Genomic DNA, 18,089 nt, shown 5'->3' on the forward strand with positions numbered 1-18,089 from the left:
ATAGTTTTTATGATTTTTATTTTTAAATTTGATCCGTCGACACCAGTTTCGATAATTGAATAAATCAAAAAAAGGGTATGCAAAGTTTCCGTACAGAATTAGAAAATCCAGTAGTGGAGCAGGAGATCATTGATCTTGAGAAGAAAATCCGACTTTTTAAAGAGGGCAAGGTGCCTGATGAAAAGTTTAGATCCTTAAGGTTAGCCAGAGGAATCTACGGCCAACGTCAGCCTGGCGTGCAAATGGTTCGTATTAAATTGCCTTTTGGAAAAGTTACGTTTAAGCAATTGACCAAGATAGCAGATGTTTCGGATGAATATGCAAGTCGCAATCTTCATTTTACCACCAGGCAAGATATTCAAATCCATTACGTCAGTTTAGATCGCACGCCAGAGTTGTGGGCCAAACTTGCCGAGGATGATATTACATTGCGTGAGGCATGCGGCAATACAGTACGCAACGTGACCGCTTCGCCTACAGCTGGGATTGACCCAAAGGAGCCATTTGACGTCTCTCCTTACGCACATACCACTTTTGAATATTTCTTAAGAAATCCAGTATGCGCAGAGATGGGACGTAAGTTTAAGATTTCTTTTTCTTCAAGCGAAGACGATACTGCATTCTCCTATATCCATGACCTTGGATTCATTCCCAAAGTCAAGCATATCGATGGACAGGAGCATCGTGGATTCAAGGTTTTGTTAGGAGGAGGGTTAGGATCCCAGCCTTTTTTGGCCAGTGTTACCGAAGAATTTCTTCCCGAAGACGAACTGATTCCTTACATAGAGGCTTCATTACGTGTGTTTGACCGTCATGGCGAACGCAACAATAGAAATAAAGCGCGGTTTAAATACCTCATCCAAAAACTTGGTCTCGAAGAAGTACTTCAACTCATTGAAGCTGAAAAAATAGCCAATAAAGTGAAGCGTTACGAGATTGACCGCACACGTATCATACAGCCGCAAGCTCCAAATACTGAGCTATTGGATATCTTGGACATGAGTAGTTCGGCAGCTTACACCGTTTGGAAAGAAACCAATACATTTTCGCAAAAACAAGAAGGGTATTTCGGGGTTTTTGTAAAGGTCTCCACTGGCGATCTTCCAACCGAAAAATCCCGTAAGCTCATCGCGGGTTTAGAAGGGCTTATTGCAGATGACATCAGGGTCACGCAGAATCAAGGTATCCTACTCAAATATGCGACTGAAAGATCTCTTCCTCACATCTTCAATCTGCTGACAGCGTTAGATCTTGCATCTCCTGGCTTTGAAAGCACGGCCGATGTTACCACTTGCCCTGGCACAGATACGTGTAATCTGGGCATTTCCAACAGTACAGAAATGGCTCGCGTTATCGAAGATTATATTCAAGAATTCCACCAAGATTTTATTTACAATCGTCGATTGAAAATCAAGATTTCGGGATGTATGAATTCATGTGGGCAACATGGTCTTGCACACATTGGCTTTCATGGGAGCTCTGTCAAGGCCAATGGTAAAGTGGTGCCAGCAGCACAAGTGATGATAGGCGGAGGTACAATAGGTGATGGTCTCGGTAGAGTAGCTGAGCGAATTATCAAAGTGCCCACCAAAAGAGTACTGCATGTAGTTGACCTCGTACTTAATGACTATAAGAAACAGACTGTAGAAGGCGAAGATTTCCATGATTATTACGATCGTCAGGGAAAGAATTATTTCTACACCCTACTCAAGCCATTAGCTGACTTGACCACCTTGAGCGATGACGAATATATCGATTGGGGACATCAGGAGACCTTTGCAACTGCAATTGGAGTAGGGGAGTGCGCGGGGGTTGTAATTGATTTAGTCGCCACGCTCATTTATGAAGCGGAAGAAAAGATTACGTGGGCAAAAGCATCTTTTGAAGACGGGAAGTATGCCGATGCAATCTATCATGCATATAATGCATTTGTACAATGCGCAAAAGCACTTCTATTGGAAAAAGGAGTAAATGTCAGCACACAAAATGCAGTCATTCAGGAATTTGACACACATTTCGTTGAAAACAAAGAATATGATTTTGAGCCGAGTTTCGCTGAAATAGTGTTACAAATAAGTAAAAACGAACCCACACCGGAGTTTGCAAAAAAATACTTAGAAAAGTCTATTCTCTTTTTTAGCGAAGTGTATGCCCGAAAAAATCTTGTACAGGCAGACTAAAATAAAAAAATGCGTATGCATACAGGCTTAATCTGTACAGCTGTCAAAAAATAGATATAGACTAAAGGTGTAAATAATCGTCTAACTTTTATTTACGCCAGTCCTTAATAAGCCGATAAGGCGTTAATAAAGAATACAATGAATACAAAACCAAAGGTTACATTAGTAGGAGCTGGTCCTGGAGACCCAGATCTCATCAGCGTTAAAGGACTGAAGGCCATCGAGCGTGCGGATGTAATACTTTATGATGCGTTGATCAGCGGTGAGCTACTCGATCATGCAAAAGTAGATTGCGTCAAGATATATGTCGGAAAGCGCGCCGAACAGCTTTCATCGTCTCAGGACGAAATCAACAGTTTACTTGTTGATTATGCCCGACATTATGGCAATGTGGTCCGTTTGAAAGGTGGAGACCCCTTTGTCTTTGGGAGAGGTGGTGAAGAAATAGATTACTTACGCAAACACAATATCGATACGGATGTCATTCCTGGAATTTCATCCTCCATTGGACTCACCGGTCTCCAACAAATTCCATTAACCTATAGAGGTATAAGCGATAGTTTTTGGGTTATTACAGGATCCAGATCTGATGGTTCAATTTCTCCAGATCTCGATATCGCAGTACGTTCTAATGCCACGGTAGTCGTTCTAATGGGATATGGCAAACTGAGAGAGATTGTCGCACTTTATCAACAAAATAATAGAGGTAATCTTCCAATCGCGCTGATCCAAAATGGATCATTACCCAACGAAAAAGTTGTGCTGGGTCGAATAGATAACATTCTAGACGAATCTCAGGAAAAAAGGGTTGGAGTACCTGCCATCATCATATTAGGGGAAGTGGTGGCCAAGCACCAAGAATTTAGCAGAATCAAACAACAGGCGTTAGCCCTTTAAATGAATACATTATTCCCCATATTTATTAAGCTGGATCAGGTCCAGACACTCTTGGTAGGGGGTGGGAATGTAGCGCTTGAAAAATTACAAGCACTGGTTCAGCAAAATTCGGCTGTCCAACTCACCATAGTAGCCAAAGAAGTGTCTACGGCAGTCCAGCTACTGGCCGAAGGGTACGCAGGTATAAATATCCAAGTGCGCGCCTTTAAATCTGCGGATTTAGATGGAAAGCAGTTGGTAATTGCGGCAACCAATAATCCAGTACTTAACGAAGAGATAAGGGAATGCACCCGTGCCCGAAACATTCTTTTGAACGCAGCGGACAAACCCGATCTTTGCGATTTCTATCTAGGGTCTATCGTTCGTAAGGGAAATCTCAAGGTCGCAATTTCAACCAATGGCAAGTCGCCAACGATAGCCAAGCGACTCAAAGAGCTGTTGAATGAAGTTCTACCGGAAGAAATCGACGAAACCTTAGAACTAATGAGCCAACTTCGAGACCGCTTGAAAGGAGATTTTGACGAAAAAGTAAGAACATTGAATGCCCATACCAAAAGTTTGATTGGAAAAGATGAAGATTAAGGAACTAAAACAGAAATTGGAAGGTAAACAAGGAGTTGAATTACTCCAAGATATTTGTGCCCTTTTTCCGGGGCAGGTTGTTTTCTCGACCTCATTTGGCATCGAAGATCAAATTGTCACGGAATGGATAGGTCGAAATCATTTGGATATTAGGATATTTACCTTAGATACCGGCCGGCTATTCAAGGAAACGTACTCTTTGTGGAGTAGGACGCTCGAGCGCTTTTCAGTGCCCATCCATACATATGCGCCAAACCAAGATCTCTTAGAAGAGTTTGTGACACATAAAGGTCCAAACGCGTTTTACGAATCTGTGGACAACAGAAAGGAATGTTGTCATATTCGAAAGATCGAACCCTTACGACGCGCATTAAAAGGTTATCAGGTTTGGATTACGGGAATTCGGGCTGAGCAATCAGCCAATCGCCATGATATGGAATATATTGAATTTGATGAAAGCAATCAGATTATCAAAATACATCCATTATTTGATTGGACTTATGAAGCGGTAAGATCATATATCAAGGCCCAAAATATCCCCTACAATACACTGCACGACAAGGGATTTCCTAGCATTGGCTGCCAACCTTGTACAAGAGCCGTACAAGAAGGAGAGGACTTTAGAGCGGGGCGTTGGTGGTGGGAAGACCAAAGTAAGAAGGAGTGTGGATTACATATTACAACAAAATAAAAAAGTAGAATCGATTTATGGATTATTTAGATCATTTGGAGGCTGAGGCCATTTATATCCTTCGTGAAGTAGCAGGTCAATTTGAAAACCCCGCACTTTTATTCTCTGGAGGCAAAGATTCTATTACCCTGGTACATCTTGCAAAGAAAGCATTTAGACCAGGGCGGTTCCCGTTTCCATTGGTACATATTGACACGGGACACAACTTTCCTGAGACCATTGAATTTAGAGATTGGTTAGTAGAGCAATTGGGAGAAAAACTTATCGTAGGACATGTGCAAGAGAGCATAGATCAAGGTCGCGCTGTCGAACAAACGGGGAAAAATGCAAGTAGAAATGCTTTACAGACCGTTACCCTATTAGATACCATCGAAAAATACCAATTCGATGCCTGTATCGGAGGTGCTAGACGTGACGAAGAAAAAGCTCGAGCAAAAGAACGCATATTCTCTGTACGAGACGAATTTGGACAATGGGATCCAAAACGTCAACGTCCAGAATTATGGAACTTACTGAACGGAAAAATCAATAAAGGTGAAAATGTCCGTGTTTTTCCCATTTCCAATTGGACTGAGCTAGACGTTTGGAACTATATCAAAAGGGAAAATATTGCCCTTCCGAGTATATACTTCAGCCACGAACGTGAGGTCATTACCAGAAATGGACAATTGATGGCCGCAGCACCTTTTATGGGAATAGATGATGAAGATAAAGTCGAAGTTAAATCCGTTCGTTTCAGAACAGTAGGTGACATAACTTGTACTGCTGCAGTAGATTCCAAAGCCGTTGAATTAGATGATATCATTGCCGAAATAAAAGCTTCCACGGTAAGCGAGCGTGGGGCTAGAATGGATGATAAAGTCTCAGAGGCTGCTATGGAAGAACGTAAAAAACAAGGCTATTTCTAGATCTATAATAGCAAATACAAAGAGAAGTAGGTAACTAGATCAGGGTCATCCAAGCTTAGCAGCGACAGCATGGCCTTATTTAAGACTCAAGACTAACAAAAAGAATGAATATACTCAAATTTATAACCGCTGGTTCTGTAGATGATGGAAAGAGCACCTTGATTGGTCGTTTACTCTATGATACCAATTCGATATTGGACGACCAGCTGGAAGCTATACAAAAGGCAAACCGCAAAAACGATGACGGCACAGTTGATTTAGCTATTTTAACAGATGGATTGAAAGCCGAACGCGAACAAGGAATTACCATCGATGTTGCTTATAAGTATTTTCAGACGGAGAAGCGCAAATTTATCATTGCCGACGCTCCTGGACACATACAGTATACACGCAATATGGTTACAGGCGCGTCCAATTCAGACTTGATTATTGTACTGGTCGACGCGCGCAAAGGTATTATTGAGCAGACAAAGAGACATTCTTTTTTAGCAAAGTTGCTGTCGCTAAAGAAAGTACTGGTATGCGTCAATAAGATGGATATGGTGGATTATGAACAAGCTGTATTCGAAAATATCAAACATGATTATGAGCAGTTAGCGGCCCAATTAGGTCTATCTGAGGTCGATTATATTCCCGTATCAGCTCTTCGAGGAGATAACATTGTAAATAGTTCTTCTTCAATGAATTGGTATACCGGACCTGCATTGTTAGATTATCTTGAGACTATTACATTTGAGCACAATAAATCCGAAAATTGGCGATTCCCTGTTCAATGGATTGTGAGGCCTCAAACAGAAGATTTACATGACTATAGGGGTTACGCTGGTAGGGTAGTAGGCGAGGGGCTTTCCGTTGGAGACCGAGTACTCATTATGCCCTCGGGAACTTCCAGCCGAATCGAATCCATAGAGCTGGCCGAAAATCAAATCAGTGAGGCTCAAGATGGCCAATCTGTTATTATACATTTGACTGATGATGTAGATATCAGTCGGGGCGACATTATCGTATCGGCCGAAAATCCAGCTTTAGCTGAACGCAATCTTATTGCCAATATCTGTTGGTTTGATAATAAGCCTCTGGATACCAATCAAGTATATTTGCTACAAAATCACAGCAAGCTTACCAAAGTCAAGATTTACGAGATCGTACACAAAATCGATATCAATACACTTCAAAATCTATATAACGAGCCAATTGCTCTTAACGATGTTGGCAAAGTCTACATTAAGGCTGCTGAGGATATTATTTTTGACAAATCTTCTGACAACCCTGAAAATGCAAGAACAATTATCATAGATCCACGGACCAACTTGACCGTCGGCGCATTGATATTGGAAGACGTTGCATAAGGTTTCTATATTCTTATTCCCATCATGATTCCCTGTATACAATTGTGTATCGTACAAGTACCACGATTGTATACAGGGATTACGAATGAGTAGGGTATTTCCTTAATTCTCATAATTTTCTATTTAACATAATATAAATTATATGACTTTATAATGTTGTGGTATATACGGCTGTAAGTGATGTATTCTTCAGGTTGTCGCTAATTTGACGACTAGTGCGATTTGCGAAAGGCTTAATTTCGCGTATTTAATTATTGTCCAACCCATTCTTATCTTGTACATTAATCAAAATGTAAAATGAGTTCTTTACAGCGAAAGCTTTGAAAAACTTTAAGGCTTTGGTTTAACAGATGAGCAAGTATAAAAGCAGCTCCAAGTCGGCTCACATAATATGCTCCGTTAATGAAGTTGTCATTTAACTTGTAGCAATTTTTGCCCATCTACTGTTGCCGCCAACCAAAGTCTAATAATACCACCGGGCAACTCGTAGCAGGTAAATCGGTTATACCAAAAATACAATCCCTTTCCCAAACAAATGGAAAAGGGATTGTAAAAGCTTGCAAATCAATAGTTATTAATGTGAATGTTCGCCAGAATTCGTCATTTTAGCCAAAAGGAAAAAAGCACCTTTTTGTACAATCTTAGTGTCCTGACCAATCTCTTTCGTAGGAATAATGCTCGTATATCCACCCGAGGATACACCCTTTACTACCGAAATACGTTCATACACCAATTGTTGTTCTTCTGGAGCAGTCTGATCAGCGTGCGAATGCGCATGCTCTTCGGCCTCGTCACCGTGCCCGTGTTCATGATGTTCTTCTTCTCGATGCGCATCCGTCAGTATAAATATAAAATCCTGACCTTGGAAACTAACGATTGATTCATTAGGCACCGCCTCCACTTGATTGTCCGATGTAATCAGGTTGGCCTGCACTTGCATACCGTTGATCAAGCCTGATTTGTCACCTAATACTTGAGCATGCACCGCTACGGCATTCGTTGACGTTTCAAATGCCTGTCCGATCTGATCGATTCGAGCCTCATACGATGTATTGGGATTATTGACCGTTGAGAATCGTATCTTTTGTCCCTTTTTGATTTTGTCTAAGTCCTTCTCGTATACAAAGACATCTACATGTAATGCATCATTATTGACCAGTTCGAGGATAGGACTTGATGCATCGACCTTAGAGCCAATCTGCGCTGAGATAGTAGATACTGTGCCCGATATCGGTGCTATAATCGATACTTGCGAAGACAATTGGGTGCTCCCCCCTCCTGCTGTCAACTGCTTAGAAAGGCTGCTACGCTGCGCTTTAAGGTTTGCCAACTCCATTTCTACTTGCTGTAACCGCTTAAGTGGAGCAGCGTTTCCTTCTACCAGCTCCTTTTGTCGTGCCACTTCGATTTCAGTTAGCCGAATCTGATTATTCGTCAATTGTAGCTGTTCCTGCGTTTTGATAAGATCGGGATTATTAAGGACTCCTATCCGCTGTCCTTTTGTTACAAGGTCTCCCGGTTGCACAAATAACTGTTGCAATACACCTCCAAAGACAGAAGTCACATATGCTTTCTTATCATTTGGCACAGAAAGCTGACCATTTAATACAAGGCCATCGCTCAGCACTTGCTTTGATACAGAGGTGTAAGTCAGGCCTATTTGTTTTATCTGAGCCGCTGTCAACGTCGTAGTCGATTCATTTCCATGCTCACCCTCCTCATGCGCTGTCTCTTCCTTATTTTGGGCCTTATCCCCGCCGCAACTACTCAGCCCTAAAAGCGGTACGCACAAAAATAGTATATAAAATATGTTGATTTTCATCTTTACTTGATTATGGATGTTTGAAAATATTGATAATTAACTACACTTCTATTGTATAGGTTAAGTGAGTTTAAATAATTGATTTTAATATCAATAGACTGTGTCAGGAACTGTATTAGTTCAGCATAGCTGATCTCTCCGCTCTGGTAACCCAAATTGGCAGCTTTCATAATAGCTTCAGCCTGCTTTAGCCCTGATTCTTCGTAAAACAGAAGCTGCTTTTCATTTCGATTAATTTCCTTTTCTGCGTTTTTGACTTCAGCGTTTAGCGATTGCATCAGCACATTCAACTCTTGCTCTTGAATCTCGGATTCCACTTGCGCTGATTTGACTTTGTTACGATAGTAACCCGACGAAAACAACGGAAGATTCGCTGTTATAGAAAATCCGGTCAGCGGATTCTTTTGTCCCCAGAGACGTTGAGAAAATACGCGAGTGGAAAAATCAGGCATATAGTTCTTCTTTTCCATCAATATATTCGCATCGGCAAGTTCACGATTTTTTTCCTGTACTTGGATAGACGGGTGCTCAGACAAGGAAATTGCACCTGTCTTTACTCCAATCTTAAATAAATCCGTCTCATTAGGAAGCAAAAATTCATTCTGATTGAGAATGACACTGAAATTTTGTGCCGCAATCAATAGGTCTTGGTAATTTTGATTCAAAATAGCCTTATTTTCTTGCCATTTCGTTTCGGCAGCTATGCGTTCCAATCCAGCAGCTTCTCCCGTCTTAACCCGAAGGTCCGCAGCCCTGAAAAGCTCTTGATACGTGCTGTCCAGCTGCTTGAAAAGCTTCTGTCTAGCTTCCAAAAAAGATAATTCATAATAATTTAGCGATACAGCCTTTGTAATCTGGGCCTTCATTTCTTCCTGCTTAGCAGAAGCCACTTCAACATTTTTTTTCAAATATGCTTTTCGCGCATTGTAAAATCCAGGCCATGAAAAATCTTGTGAAATACCCGCAAGCCAGGTTCCGTTGGCATCCAATGGCGAAAATTCCTCGTTCTCCACAAACAGCCCCGTTTTTCCATCAAACGTCCGCTCGCTATCAATTTTTGATTGCTGTATCTCCAGTTCCGACCTCCGCAGATTTAGGTTGGCGGTCAAAGCTTGTTCTATAGCAGCAGGCAGTGTAATACGCTTGACATTCTCTTGTGCAAAGACCGTCATGCCCCCCATGGATAGAAATCCTAGAATCAGGACAATAAGCCCCTTATTTAATGATTTTTTCATTGGATTTGTCTTGTGAAAAAAAAGAACATACAAACTTGGAAGTACGAAGAGTGTTAGTATTGTCGCCGAAATCAGGCCGCCGATTACTACAGTGGCCAGTGGCTTCTGTACCTCTGCTCCCGCCCCAGTACTGAGCGCCATCGGCAAGAAGCCCAGAGAGGCTACCGTGGCAGTCATCAATACCGGTCTTAGTCGCATTGTCGTTCCTCTCCACACCCGTTCCAGTACATCGCTCACCCCTTCTTTTTCCAGTTGATTAAATGTCGATATCAGCACAATACCATTCAGGACCGCCACTCCGAATAATGCTATGAATCCCACTCCAGCGGAGATACTAAATGGCATATCTCGTAATAAGAGGGCAAATACCCCGCCGATGGCACTCATCGGGATTGCCGTAAAAATCAGTATAGATTCTTTTACAGACCTAAAGGTGAGAAACAATAGCACAAATATAAGTAGCAATGCTGCCGGCACCGCAATTAACAGACGATCGGAGGCCTCTTTTAGATTTTCAAAAGTCCCACCAAAAGTATAGTAGTAGCCCGTTGGCAATATATTCAGTTGGCTCAATTTCCCTTGGATATCATTCACAACTGAAGTTACGTCACGATCTTGTATATTAAACCCAATCACCACTCGTCGCTTTCCCTCTTCTCTACTGATCTGCGCAGGCCCTTCCTTCATAGATATATCGGCCAATTGGCTCAACGGAATCTGTTCCCCGTCTCCTGTTAGTACCGGTAGATTTTTGACGTCTTCAATAGATGTCTTGTATGCACTATCAAGACGGACAACGAGGTCAAATTTGCGTTCGTTTTCATACACAAATCCACTTGTGGTCCCCGCAAAAGCCATGGATACCATATTGTTGACCGCGTTCACAGATAGAGCATGCAGTGCAAGTTGCGCACGGTTGTATTCGATAGAGATTTGAGGCAATCCAGTTGTCCGCTCTACTTGCGGTTCGGATGCACCATTCACAGTCTGCACCACTTGCCCCACTTGATCGGCTAGCATGGCCAGTGTGTCAATATTTTCGCCAAAAATTTTAATGGCCACATCTTGCCTTACACCTGTCATTAGTTCATTGAAGCGCATTTGTATAGGTTGGGATGCTTCAAAAAATGTCCCTGGGATAACAGCGAGTGAGTCCATCATACGATCAGCAAGCCCCTTATAGGTATCACCATTTGTCCATTCCTTCATGGGTTTGAGTGTGACAATCAGGTCGGTGGCTTCTGGGGGCATAGGGTCCGTAGGTATTTCTGCACTCCCCGTTTTACCCACCACGGTTTTCACCTCTGGGAATTTTTTAAGAATACGTGCCGCCTCCATTGAAGTCTCCACACTCTGTGACAGCGATGTTCCCTGTGGCAGGATACAATGGAATGCGTAGTCTCCCTCCTGGAGTTGCGGAATGAATTCACTCCCCATACGGGAGAAGAGGAAACCCGAAAAGGCAAACAACAATACCGATGCGACAACTAATGACTTACGGTAGTAAACCGCTTTCTTGATCCAAGGTTGATACCAACCCTGCAGTTTAGCCATTAACCTATCCGCAAATGTAGTCTTGGTATGTGGTTTCTTAGACAAGAATAAGGCACTCATCATCGGGATATAGGTCAAGGACAGCAACAATGCTCCTATGATAGCAAAACTAACCGTTTGCGCCATAGGCTTAAACATTTTGCCTTCAATCCCCACTAATGTCAGTATAGGGATGTAGACGATCAAGATGATGATCTCTCCAAATGCAGCGCTATTTCTAATTTTAGAGGATGATTGGTATACTTCCTCATCCATTTCTGATTGAGTTAGCGGCACTTGAGACTTGCGGAGGCCTAAATGGTGCATCGTCGCCTCCACGATAATCAAGGAGCCATCTACGATTAGACCAAAGTCAATGGCCCCCAAACTCATTAAATTAGCGCTCACTCCGAATACTCGCATCATACCGAGGGCAAAAAGCATAGACAGCGGTATGGCAGATGCCACTATTAGCCCCGCCCTAAAGTTGCCCAAGAAAATGATTAAAACAAAAATCACGATCAATGCACCCTCTATAAGATTTTTTTGAACGGTGCTAATAGCTCTATTTACCAGTTCAGTACGGTCGGAGAATGCCTCTACAACTACATCTGAAGGGAGTGACTTTTCTATAACTTTGAGTTTCTCTTTCACTGCTGCAACCACCTCTGCACTATTCTCGCCCTTGAGCATCATCACCATCCCTCCCACGGCCTCTTTCTCTCCATTATAGGTCAATGCGCCATATCGTACAGCAGATCCCTCTCGGATTGTTGCGACATCCCTGATATAGATAGGAGTACCATTGCGCTTGCCAATAGCAATATTCTTAATATCATCCATATTGGAGATGAGTCCCACACCACGTATGAAATAAGCATTGGGCTTTTTATCTATATACGCTCCTCCGGTATTTTGGTTATTTTCCGCTAACGCGTTAAACACATCATTGATGCCAAGTCCCATAGACCTAAGCTGATAAGGATTAATGGCGACTTCATATTGTTTGAGATTTCCTCCAAAGCTATTAACTTCAGCTACCCCTGGCGTACCGTAGAGTTGTCTGGCGACTACCCAGTCCTGCAATGTCCGAAGGTCGGATGGGCTATACTTATTTTCCGAACCTTTTGCTGGGTGAAGTACATATTGATATATTTCTCCTAATCCAGTGCTTATTGGAGCCAATTCAGGCTTGCCCATACCCTCCGGAATATTCTCTTCTGCCTCTTTAAGCTTTTCATTGATCAGCTGCCGGGCAAAGTAAATATCTACATCATCGTCAAATACCGCTGTGACCACAGATAGTCCAAAGCGCGATATGGACCTCAGTTCGATGAGATTAGGGATATTTGTTAGTTTTTGTTCAATAGGAAAGGATACGAATTGCTCTACCTCTTGTGTAGCAAGAGATGGTGAGCTCGTAATGATTTGAACTTGATTATTGGTAATATCAGGATTGGCATCTATAGGGATGCGCATGGCACTCCATACCCCCCATATAATAAGCGCGACAGTGAGTAGTCCGATTATAATCTTGTTACGGATACTAAATCGAATAATAGCATTCAACATATAATAACATTGTTAATTGATGATCACTTACCCGTAAGTAAGTTAGAATTAAAAATGCATATCCACAAGATTAGAACATGGGGATACACGCAACTATTGATCATGCTATCTTGGGTGGTTGCCAGATATTGAAGTAAGTGTCCAGAAAGGAAAAGCTATGATAAGCCAAGGGCTTATCCCGATATATGAGGTGTAATTCAAAAGAAAAATCAAGATGCTCAGCCATATTCATGGCTATGGAACAACAACCGCATACACATAGTGGTGAGCAATTATCCTTATGACCATGGTTGTCAGCCTGCTTTGTTCTATCCTCTTCATGGCTATGCATCTGTTCGCTAGCCGTGTGTTGGGTAGCTGCAATAGCATGATTGTCCTGACAAGGAACGAGCGTCAGGGCAACAAAATAAAGAGTCAATATATAAGCAACTACTTTCAATATTCTTGATTTACAGACAAAAGTAGTAAAAAAAATGCAGGCTCATGTTGACGATATCTATATTTTATTATATAATTACAGGAGAGTTATCTTACTATTTCCCTCCTCCGACAGTACAGGCTCTTCAATTAAATCTTAGATTTGCCTTTTGTTGGGGTTCCTAGAATAATATCTTCGACCTTGTATATTTATTATCAACATAAAAGAATCAACTATGAGAATACTCGCTGAATTACCACATCCAGATTGCAAAATATCAATCTTTGGAATGAATCAAAAATTTATCATCAAGTTCGAACAAGGCACTCTTGAACAATCCTATAAGCTAGCTGAAACAGATGTCGTGGGCGGAGTAAATGGGGTTTTTGAGATATTGGACGAGACTTTTATCAACCATGTACTTGCTCAATTTTCATCCATGCGCACAGTTTTTATCGAAGCTTATCAGAGATATGAATAAACTGTACATATAAAAAGCATAATAGATTGAAAATCTTAATGATACAATAAACAAACAACGGGTTCCAAATTAAATTTGGAACCCGTTGTTTGTTTGAGATATCTTGCAAATCCTCAATCTATATTAAAAATAAACATAAAACTTGCAATACACTAAATAACAACAATTTAAATAGTGAAACAAAATTAAATTTGGCGGCAGCATTTAGCCAAACAAGTGAAAAAAATCCCTGCTTTACCCACTTCCATATTCAAGTAAATACTGTACCAGTTCAGGTACTCCTTTTGTAGCGGTCTTGTCGATTGCGATGGTACGAGAAGGCACAGTATACGTTCCGGCATACGGATCGATGATGTATATATCACAGGTCTCCTCTATTTCATATACCAAATTGGCTGCAGGGTACACTTGCAACGAAGTGCCAATCACTATTAGGATATCTGCTCGCTTTGCCAATCGCACAGCATCTACCATAGCAGGGACTGCCTCCCCGAACCAAACGATATAAGGTCGAAGCTGTGACCCCTTGCTACATCTTTCGCCCATTTTGATTTCATCACCTTGAATACGATAGACCAATCTCGAATCTGCTGTAGACTGTGCTTTTACGATTTCCCCATGTAGGTGAAGAATTCTCGTACTTCCTGCCCGTTCATGTAGGTCGTCTACATTCTGAGTGATAATATCTACTTGATATTTTTTTTCCAACAGGACCAAAGCCTGGTGCGCAGCATTGGGTGTCGCTGCTAGACAAGATTTCCTTCTTTGATTGTAGAATTCTTGGACCAGTGGGGCATTTTTCTCCCATGCTTCAGGAGTCGCCACATCCTCCACCCGATGCCCCTCCCAAAGCCCATCATGGCCACGGAAGGTTTTCAGGCCACTTTCTGCAGATATTCCCGCTCCAGTAAATACGACTATTCTCTTTTTCTCCATTTCACTTATAGATTGCTTTCTATTGCCCCTACCTTTTCCCGATAGAGATCGATTGGCTTGTCCAGCAAAACAGCAATTACGGTCATCGCACTATCCAGTCTATCACGCGGGACATCTATGTATACGATTCCTGGAGTAGCACTCCAGTATAGCTTATTGTAAATGTCGTGCCCAATCATTGATCCTTCGCCAACCACCCGAATTCGAGCAATCGTATTTTTCAATCCCTTGATTGCAATCGGGCCACTCGGTGTTCCTTCTACAAATAGATACAAGGTCTGTTTGTCCTTCGAAAGGGCGCTCATTCCAGCATAATGTCCTTCTGGGGTACCTGCCCCCGTTTGATACAAAGATTCCGCATGCTTGCTGATCCAGCTTACCATTTCTGGGTTAGCTTTTTCCTGGCCAGGCAACTTCATGTCCATACCATCAGCCGTCAACCCTGCATGATCAAGTAGATTATTTCCTCCATATAGATTTTGGACAAGCTGATAAATCGCAGCTTCCGTATTCGGATTATTGAGGACCGTTGCCAAAGTTGTATGCTGGGACTCCGGTTTGTCCACTTCCACCTGTTGATCAAAAGTCAAAGCCACAACTGTTACCGTTGGGTCGAATGTTGCATTTTTCAAGTCAATGGCTACTGCTTTGTTTTCTTGTTTAAAAGCCAACTTAGTATTCGGCTGTCCAACAATATGTGCTGTTTTGACCTTAGATTTAATTCCATAGAGCAGCACCTGTGCTTTTGTTTCATCTAAATAGAGATAGAGCGTTTTGCCATCCTTAGAAAGGGCTGATTTACCATGGAAATTGTCAAATGGAATACCCGTACGCGTGCCATATATAGCCTCTTTATGGATGGAAGTCCATCTTCCCAGTTCCCTCAATATGGCCACTTGCTCCTCAGGTATGGTGCCATCTTCTTTAGGTCCAATATCCAAAAGCAGGTTCCCTCCCATGCTGATACAATCCACTAGGGTACGCACAATCATATTAGGTGTTTTATAGTGCCTATCAAATGCTTGATAGCCCCATGAGTCATTCATTGTATAGCAAAGCTCCCAAAAGCGGGCATGAGGCTTGATTACAGGGATACCTTGCTCCGGTGTGTCATAGTCCCCGTGATTGTTCAGTCGCGAATTGATGATAATATTCGGATTATAACTCCTCAAGTTCGCCAATGTCTGCTCAGCTTTCCATTCAGATGAATTGTGCTCCCAGTCCCCGTCAAACCAGATTAAATCTGGTCGATACTTTTGGGAAAGTTCATTAAGTTGCGTTTGATAATATGTTACATAATTTTCCCAGCGCTTAGGGTCTTCTGCCAATGTATAGCGTTTCTTCGTACGCGTGTTCACATCATAATAGGGATGGCTCCAGTCTGGTAGTGAATAGTATAGGCCCGTCTTTAGACTTGTCTTTTCGATAGCTTTCACAAATGGATCAAGAACGTCCCTTTGCGCTTTCGCGTGTAATTTTGTTGTAATCGCCTTATCAGCCTTGCTATCCCAAAGAGATACGCCATCGTGGTGTTTGGTCGTGATTACCGTATATTTTGCCCCAGAGCCTTCAATCAATTTAGCCCACTCCTCTGGGTTATACTTCGAAGCAGTAAACCCATTTAGCTGCTTCATATAATTTTCATGATTGATATAATTATTGAAAAAAGCCCAAGACTCTGAAATCCCCTGTACCGAGTAGATTCCCCAATGTATAAAAATACCCAGCTTTGCATCCTCAAACCACTCCATTTTCGCGTTTGTTTCAGTAGGCTTCTGCGCGACGGCATTAAAGTTGAAAGCAGCAGCCATCAACACCGCAATAATTGTTTTTCTCTTCATGAAAAGACTTAAATTAACGAGACTTATAAATGTCGAAAAATAACACAAATCCATGGTTTTTCAAACTTAAATCATGGATTTTGATGGATTAGAATTAACTTTGTTACCAATGATTGAATTATTTACGGACGGCGCATCCAGCGGAAATCCTGGGCCGGGTGGTTATGGAACTATCTTAAGAACACGCTATAATGGTGACAATGAAGCTTTCAAAGGCAAACTGATTGAGAAGACATTTTCTGAAGGCTTCCGAAAAACGACCAATAATCGTATGGAACTAATGGCAGTTATCATTGGCCTAGAGGCCCTCAAAAGTCCAGGACAACAAGTAACGGTCTATTCCGATTCTAAATACGTTATTGATGCTATAGATAAAAAATGGGTCTTTGGCTGGATTCAAAAAGGATTTCAAGGCAAGAAAAATAAAGACTTATGGATGCGCCTCATAAAGAGCTATAAACTACATCAAGTTAGGCTTGTTTGGGTCAAAGGTCATGCAGGGCATCCCGAGAATGAACGATGCGACCAATTGGCTGTAGCTGCTTCCAAAGATAGAGCCAACTGGAAAATAGATGCTGTTTTTGAACAAGAGGACAGCAACAAATAGAGAGACTGTCGCTACCGTACAAAAAAAATCCGTCGCATAATCAATGTATGCGGCGGATTTTTATTTCCAAGACGAGGTTATTTTAAACTGCTATATCCTCTTTTGCAGCCAAATAGCGCTCCGCTTCTAAAGCTGCCATACAGCCCGTTCCTGCAGCTGTGATCGCTTGACGATACACATGATCTTGCACGTCTCCACAAGCAAATACTCCTGGTATGTTCGTCTGTGTACTATCAGCCTTCGTAATCAAATATCCTGTTTCATCCATTTCCAATACACCTGCAAACAGTTCCGTATTCGGTTTGTGACCTATTGCTACAAAAAATCCATCGATAGCAATATCTTTGGTTTCTTGGGTCTGATTATTGACTACTTTCACGCCCGTCACCACTTGCCCGTCACCCAGCACTTCGATAGCTTCCGTATTATAATGAATCTCAATATTAGGAGTATTCAACACCCTGTGCACCATTGCTTTAGATGCGCGAAACTCATCACGTCTCACTAACATGTGCACCTTCGATGCCAATTTAGCTAAGTACGTCGCCTCTTCTGCGGCCGTATCACCTGCTCCTACGATAGCAACATCTCTATTCTTAAAGAAAAATCCATCACATACCGCACATGCCGATACCCCAAAGCCATTATATTTTTGCTCACTTTCCAACCCTAAGTATTTCGCTGTCGCACCTGTCGCTATGATGACCGTATCTGCCGTTACGATTGTAGACCCGTCTATTTCGACTTGATGTACATCTCCCGAAAAATCAACTTTGGTTACATATCCAAATCGTACCTGCGTACCAAATCGTTCGGCTTGCCCCTTAAGATCCTCCATCATTTCTGGTCCCAATATACCTTTAGGATAACCTGGAAAATTGTCGACATCCGTAGTCTGCGTGAGCTGTCCACCAGGGACGATACCTGTATAGACCACAGGGTTCAAATCAGCTCTAGCGGCATAGATGGCAGCCGTATATCCAGCAGGACCAGAGCCTATGATTAAACATTTGATATGTTCTCTATCTTGTGACATA

At 42.0% G+C, this 18,089-nt stretch carries 14 protein-coding genes and 1 pseudogene; 9 read left to right on the forward strand and 6 right to left on the reverse strand.

What is annotated here, in order from left to right; genetic code table 11:
* Positions 1–77 precede the first annotated feature (77 nt).
* The 7 genes and pseudogenes from OQ289_RS11610 to OQ289_RS11635 form a co-directional block, all read left to right on the forward strand.
* Positions 78–1,631: pseudogene (locus OQ289_RS11610) on the forward strand (nitrite/sulfite reductase); the annotation flags it as partial.
* A gap of 207 nt (positions 1,632–1,838) precedes the next feature.
* Positions 1,839–2,180 carry a HEPN domain-containing protein gene (locus OQ289_RS22160; protein WP_443020437.1) on the forward strand — a complete coding sequence of 114 codons (342 nt, stop codon included), beginning with the start codon at positions 1,839–1,841 and terminating at the stop codon, positions 2,178–2,180.
* A gap of 138 nt (positions 2,181–2,318) precedes the next feature.
* A complete protein-coding gene (gene cobA, locus OQ289_RS11615; RefSeq protein ID WP_270087028.1) occupies positions 2,319–3,077 on the forward strand; it encodes a uroporphyrinogen-III C-methyltransferase in 759 nt (252 codons plus the stop codon).
* Positions 3,078–3,659 (forward strand): precorrin-2 dehydrogenase/sirohydrochlorin ferrochelatase family protein, encoded by a 582-nt coding sequence (locus tag OQ289_RS11620; protein ID WP_270087029.1) that lies wholly within the window; start codon positions 3,078–3,080, stop codon positions 3,657–3,659. It begins immediately after the preceding gene.
* On the forward strand, positions 3,649–4,350 hold the full coding sequence (locus OQ289_RS11625) for a phosphoadenylyl-sulfate reductase (protein ID WP_270087030.1): 702 nt from the start codon (positions 3,649–3,651) through the stop codon (positions 4,348–4,350). Before OQ289_RS11620 ends, OQ289_RS11625 begins: the two co-directional genes overlap by 11 nt.
* Before the next feature lie 17 nt (positions 4,351–4,367).
* On the forward strand, positions 4,368–5,258 hold the full coding sequence (gene cysD, locus OQ289_RS11630; RefSeq protein WP_270087031.1) for a sulfate adenylyltransferase subunit CysD: 891 nt from the start codon (positions 4,368–4,370) through the stop codon (positions 5,256–5,258).
* Between the two features lie 104 nt (positions 5,259–5,362).
* On the forward strand, positions 5,363–6,607 hold the full coding sequence (locus OQ289_RS11635) for a sulfate adenylyltransferase subunit 1 (protein ID WP_270087032.1): 1,245 nt from the start codon (positions 5,363–5,365) through the stop codon (positions 6,605–6,607).
* Positions 6,608–7,181: 574 nt separating this feature from the next.
* On the opposite strand, the gene OQ289_RS11640 is transcribed toward OQ289_RS11635, so the two are convergent.
* The 3 genes from OQ289_RS11640 to OQ289_RS11650 form a co-directional block, all read right to left on the reverse strand.
* Entirely contained in the window at positions 7,182–8,429 is a 1,248-nt protein-coding gene (locus OQ289_RS11640; protein ID WP_270087033.1) for an efflux RND transporter periplasmic adaptor subunit, read from the reverse strand.
* A gap of 2 nt (positions 8,430–8,431) precedes the next feature.
* Positions 8,432–12,769, reverse strand: coding sequence for a CusA/CzcA family heavy metal efflux RND transporter (locus OQ289_RS11645; RefSeq protein ID WP_270087034.1), 4,338 nt, complete (start codon positions 12,767–12,769; stop codon positions 8,432–8,434).
* A gap of 100 nt (positions 12,770–12,869) precedes the next feature.
* Positions 12,870–13,208: a DUF6660 family protein gene (locus OQ289_RS11650; protein ID WP_270087035.1), complete on the reverse strand. Its 339-nt coding sequence runs from the start codon at positions 13,206–13,208 to the stop codon at positions 12,870–12,872.
* Positions 13,209–13,422: 214 nt separating this feature from the next.
* Between OQ289_RS11650 and OQ289_RS11655 the strand changes: the two genes are divergently transcribed.
* Complete coding sequence (locus tag OQ289_RS11655) at positions 13,423–13,668, forward strand: hypothetical protein (RefSeq protein WP_270087036.1); 246 nt, start codon at positions 13,423–13,425, stop codon at positions 13,666–13,668.
* 234 nt (positions 13,669–13,902) lie between these two features.
* On the opposite strand, the gene OQ289_RS11660 is transcribed toward OQ289_RS11655, so the two are convergent.
* Together OQ289_RS11660 and OQ289_RS11665 are read right to left on the reverse strand one after the other, a co-directional pair.
* Positions 13,903–14,604, reverse strand: coding sequence for an SIR2 family NAD-dependent protein deacylase (locus OQ289_RS11660; RefSeq protein ID WP_270087037.1), 702 nt, complete (start codon positions 14,602–14,604; stop codon positions 13,903–13,905).
* A gap of 5 nt (positions 14,605–14,609) precedes the next feature.
* On the reverse strand, positions 14,610–16,445 hold the full coding sequence (locus OQ289_RS11665; protein ID WP_270087038.1) for an alpha-L-fucosidase: 1,836 nt from the start codon (positions 16,443–16,445) through the stop codon (positions 14,610–14,612).
* A gap of 109 nt (positions 16,446–16,554) precedes the next feature.
* Between OQ289_RS11665 and rnhA the strand changes: the two genes are divergently transcribed.
* Positions 16,555–17,052: a ribonuclease HI gene (rnhA, locus tag OQ289_RS11670; RefSeq protein ID WP_270087039.1), complete on the forward strand. Its 498-nt coding sequence runs from the start codon at positions 16,555–16,557 to the stop codon at positions 17,050–17,052.
* Positions 17,053–17,134: 82 nt separating this feature from the next.
* Here the strand turns inward: rnhA and trxB are convergent, their stop codons facing one another.
* Positions 17,135–18,088: a thioredoxin-disulfide reductase gene (gene trxB, locus OQ289_RS11675; protein WP_033562465.1), complete on the reverse strand. Its 954-nt coding sequence runs from the start codon at positions 18,086–18,088 to the stop codon at positions 17,135–17,137.
* Position 18,089 lies beyond the last annotated feature (1 nt).

Source organism: Sphingobacterium sp. SYP-B4668 (assembly GCF_027627455.1).
Taxonomy (GTDB): domain Bacteria; phylum Bacteroidota; class Bacteroidia; order Sphingobacteriales; family Sphingobacteriaceae; genus Sphingobacterium.

Excerpts from the sequence above, each read along its gene's own strand:
- cobA (WP_270087028.1), top strand. The coding sequence starts at position 2,319 with ATGAATACAAAACCAAAGGTTACATTAGTAGGAGCTGGTCCTGGAGAC.
- OQ289_RS11620 (WP_270087029.1), top strand. The coding sequence starts at position 3,078 with ATGAATACATTATTCCCCATATTTATTAAGCTGGATCAGGTCCAGACA.
- OQ289_RS11625 (WP_270087030.1), top strand. The coding sequence starts at position 3,649 with ATGAAGATTAAGGAACTAAAACAGAAATTGGAAGGTAAACAAGGAGTT.
- cysD (WP_270087031.1), top strand. The coding sequence starts at position 4,368 with ATGGATTATTTAGATCATTTGGAGGCTGAGGCCATTTATATCCTTCGT.
- OQ289_RS11635 (WP_270087032.1), top strand. The coding sequence starts at position 5,363 with ATGAATATACTCAAATTTATAACCGCTGGTTCTGTAGATGATGGAAAG.
- OQ289_RS11640 (WP_270087033.1), bottom strand. The coding sequence starts at position 8,429 with ATGAAAATCAACATATTTTATATACTATTTTTGTGCGTACCGCTTTTA.
- OQ289_RS11645 (WP_270087034.1), bottom strand. The coding sequence starts at position 12,769 with ATGTTGAATGCTATTATTCGATTTAGTATCCGTAACAAGATTATAATC.
- OQ289_RS11655 (WP_270087036.1), top strand. The coding sequence starts at position 13,423 with ATGAGAATACTCGCTGAATTACCACATCCAGATTGCAAAATATCAATC.
- OQ289_RS11660 (WP_270087037.1), bottom strand. The coding sequence starts at position 14,604 with ATGGAGAAAAAGAGAATAGTCGTATTTACTGGAGCGGGAATATCTGCA.
- OQ289_RS11665 (WP_270087038.1), bottom strand. The coding sequence starts at position 16,445 with ATGAAGAGAAAAACAATTATTGCGGTGTTGATGGCTGCTGCTTTCAAC.
- rnhA (WP_270087039.1), top strand. The coding sequence starts at position 16,555 with ATGATTGAATTATTTACGGACGGCGCATCCAGCGGAAATCCTGGGCCG.
- trxB (WP_033562465.1), bottom strand. The coding sequence starts at position 18,088 with ATGTCACAAGATAGAGAACATATCAAATGTTTAATCATAGGCTCTGGT.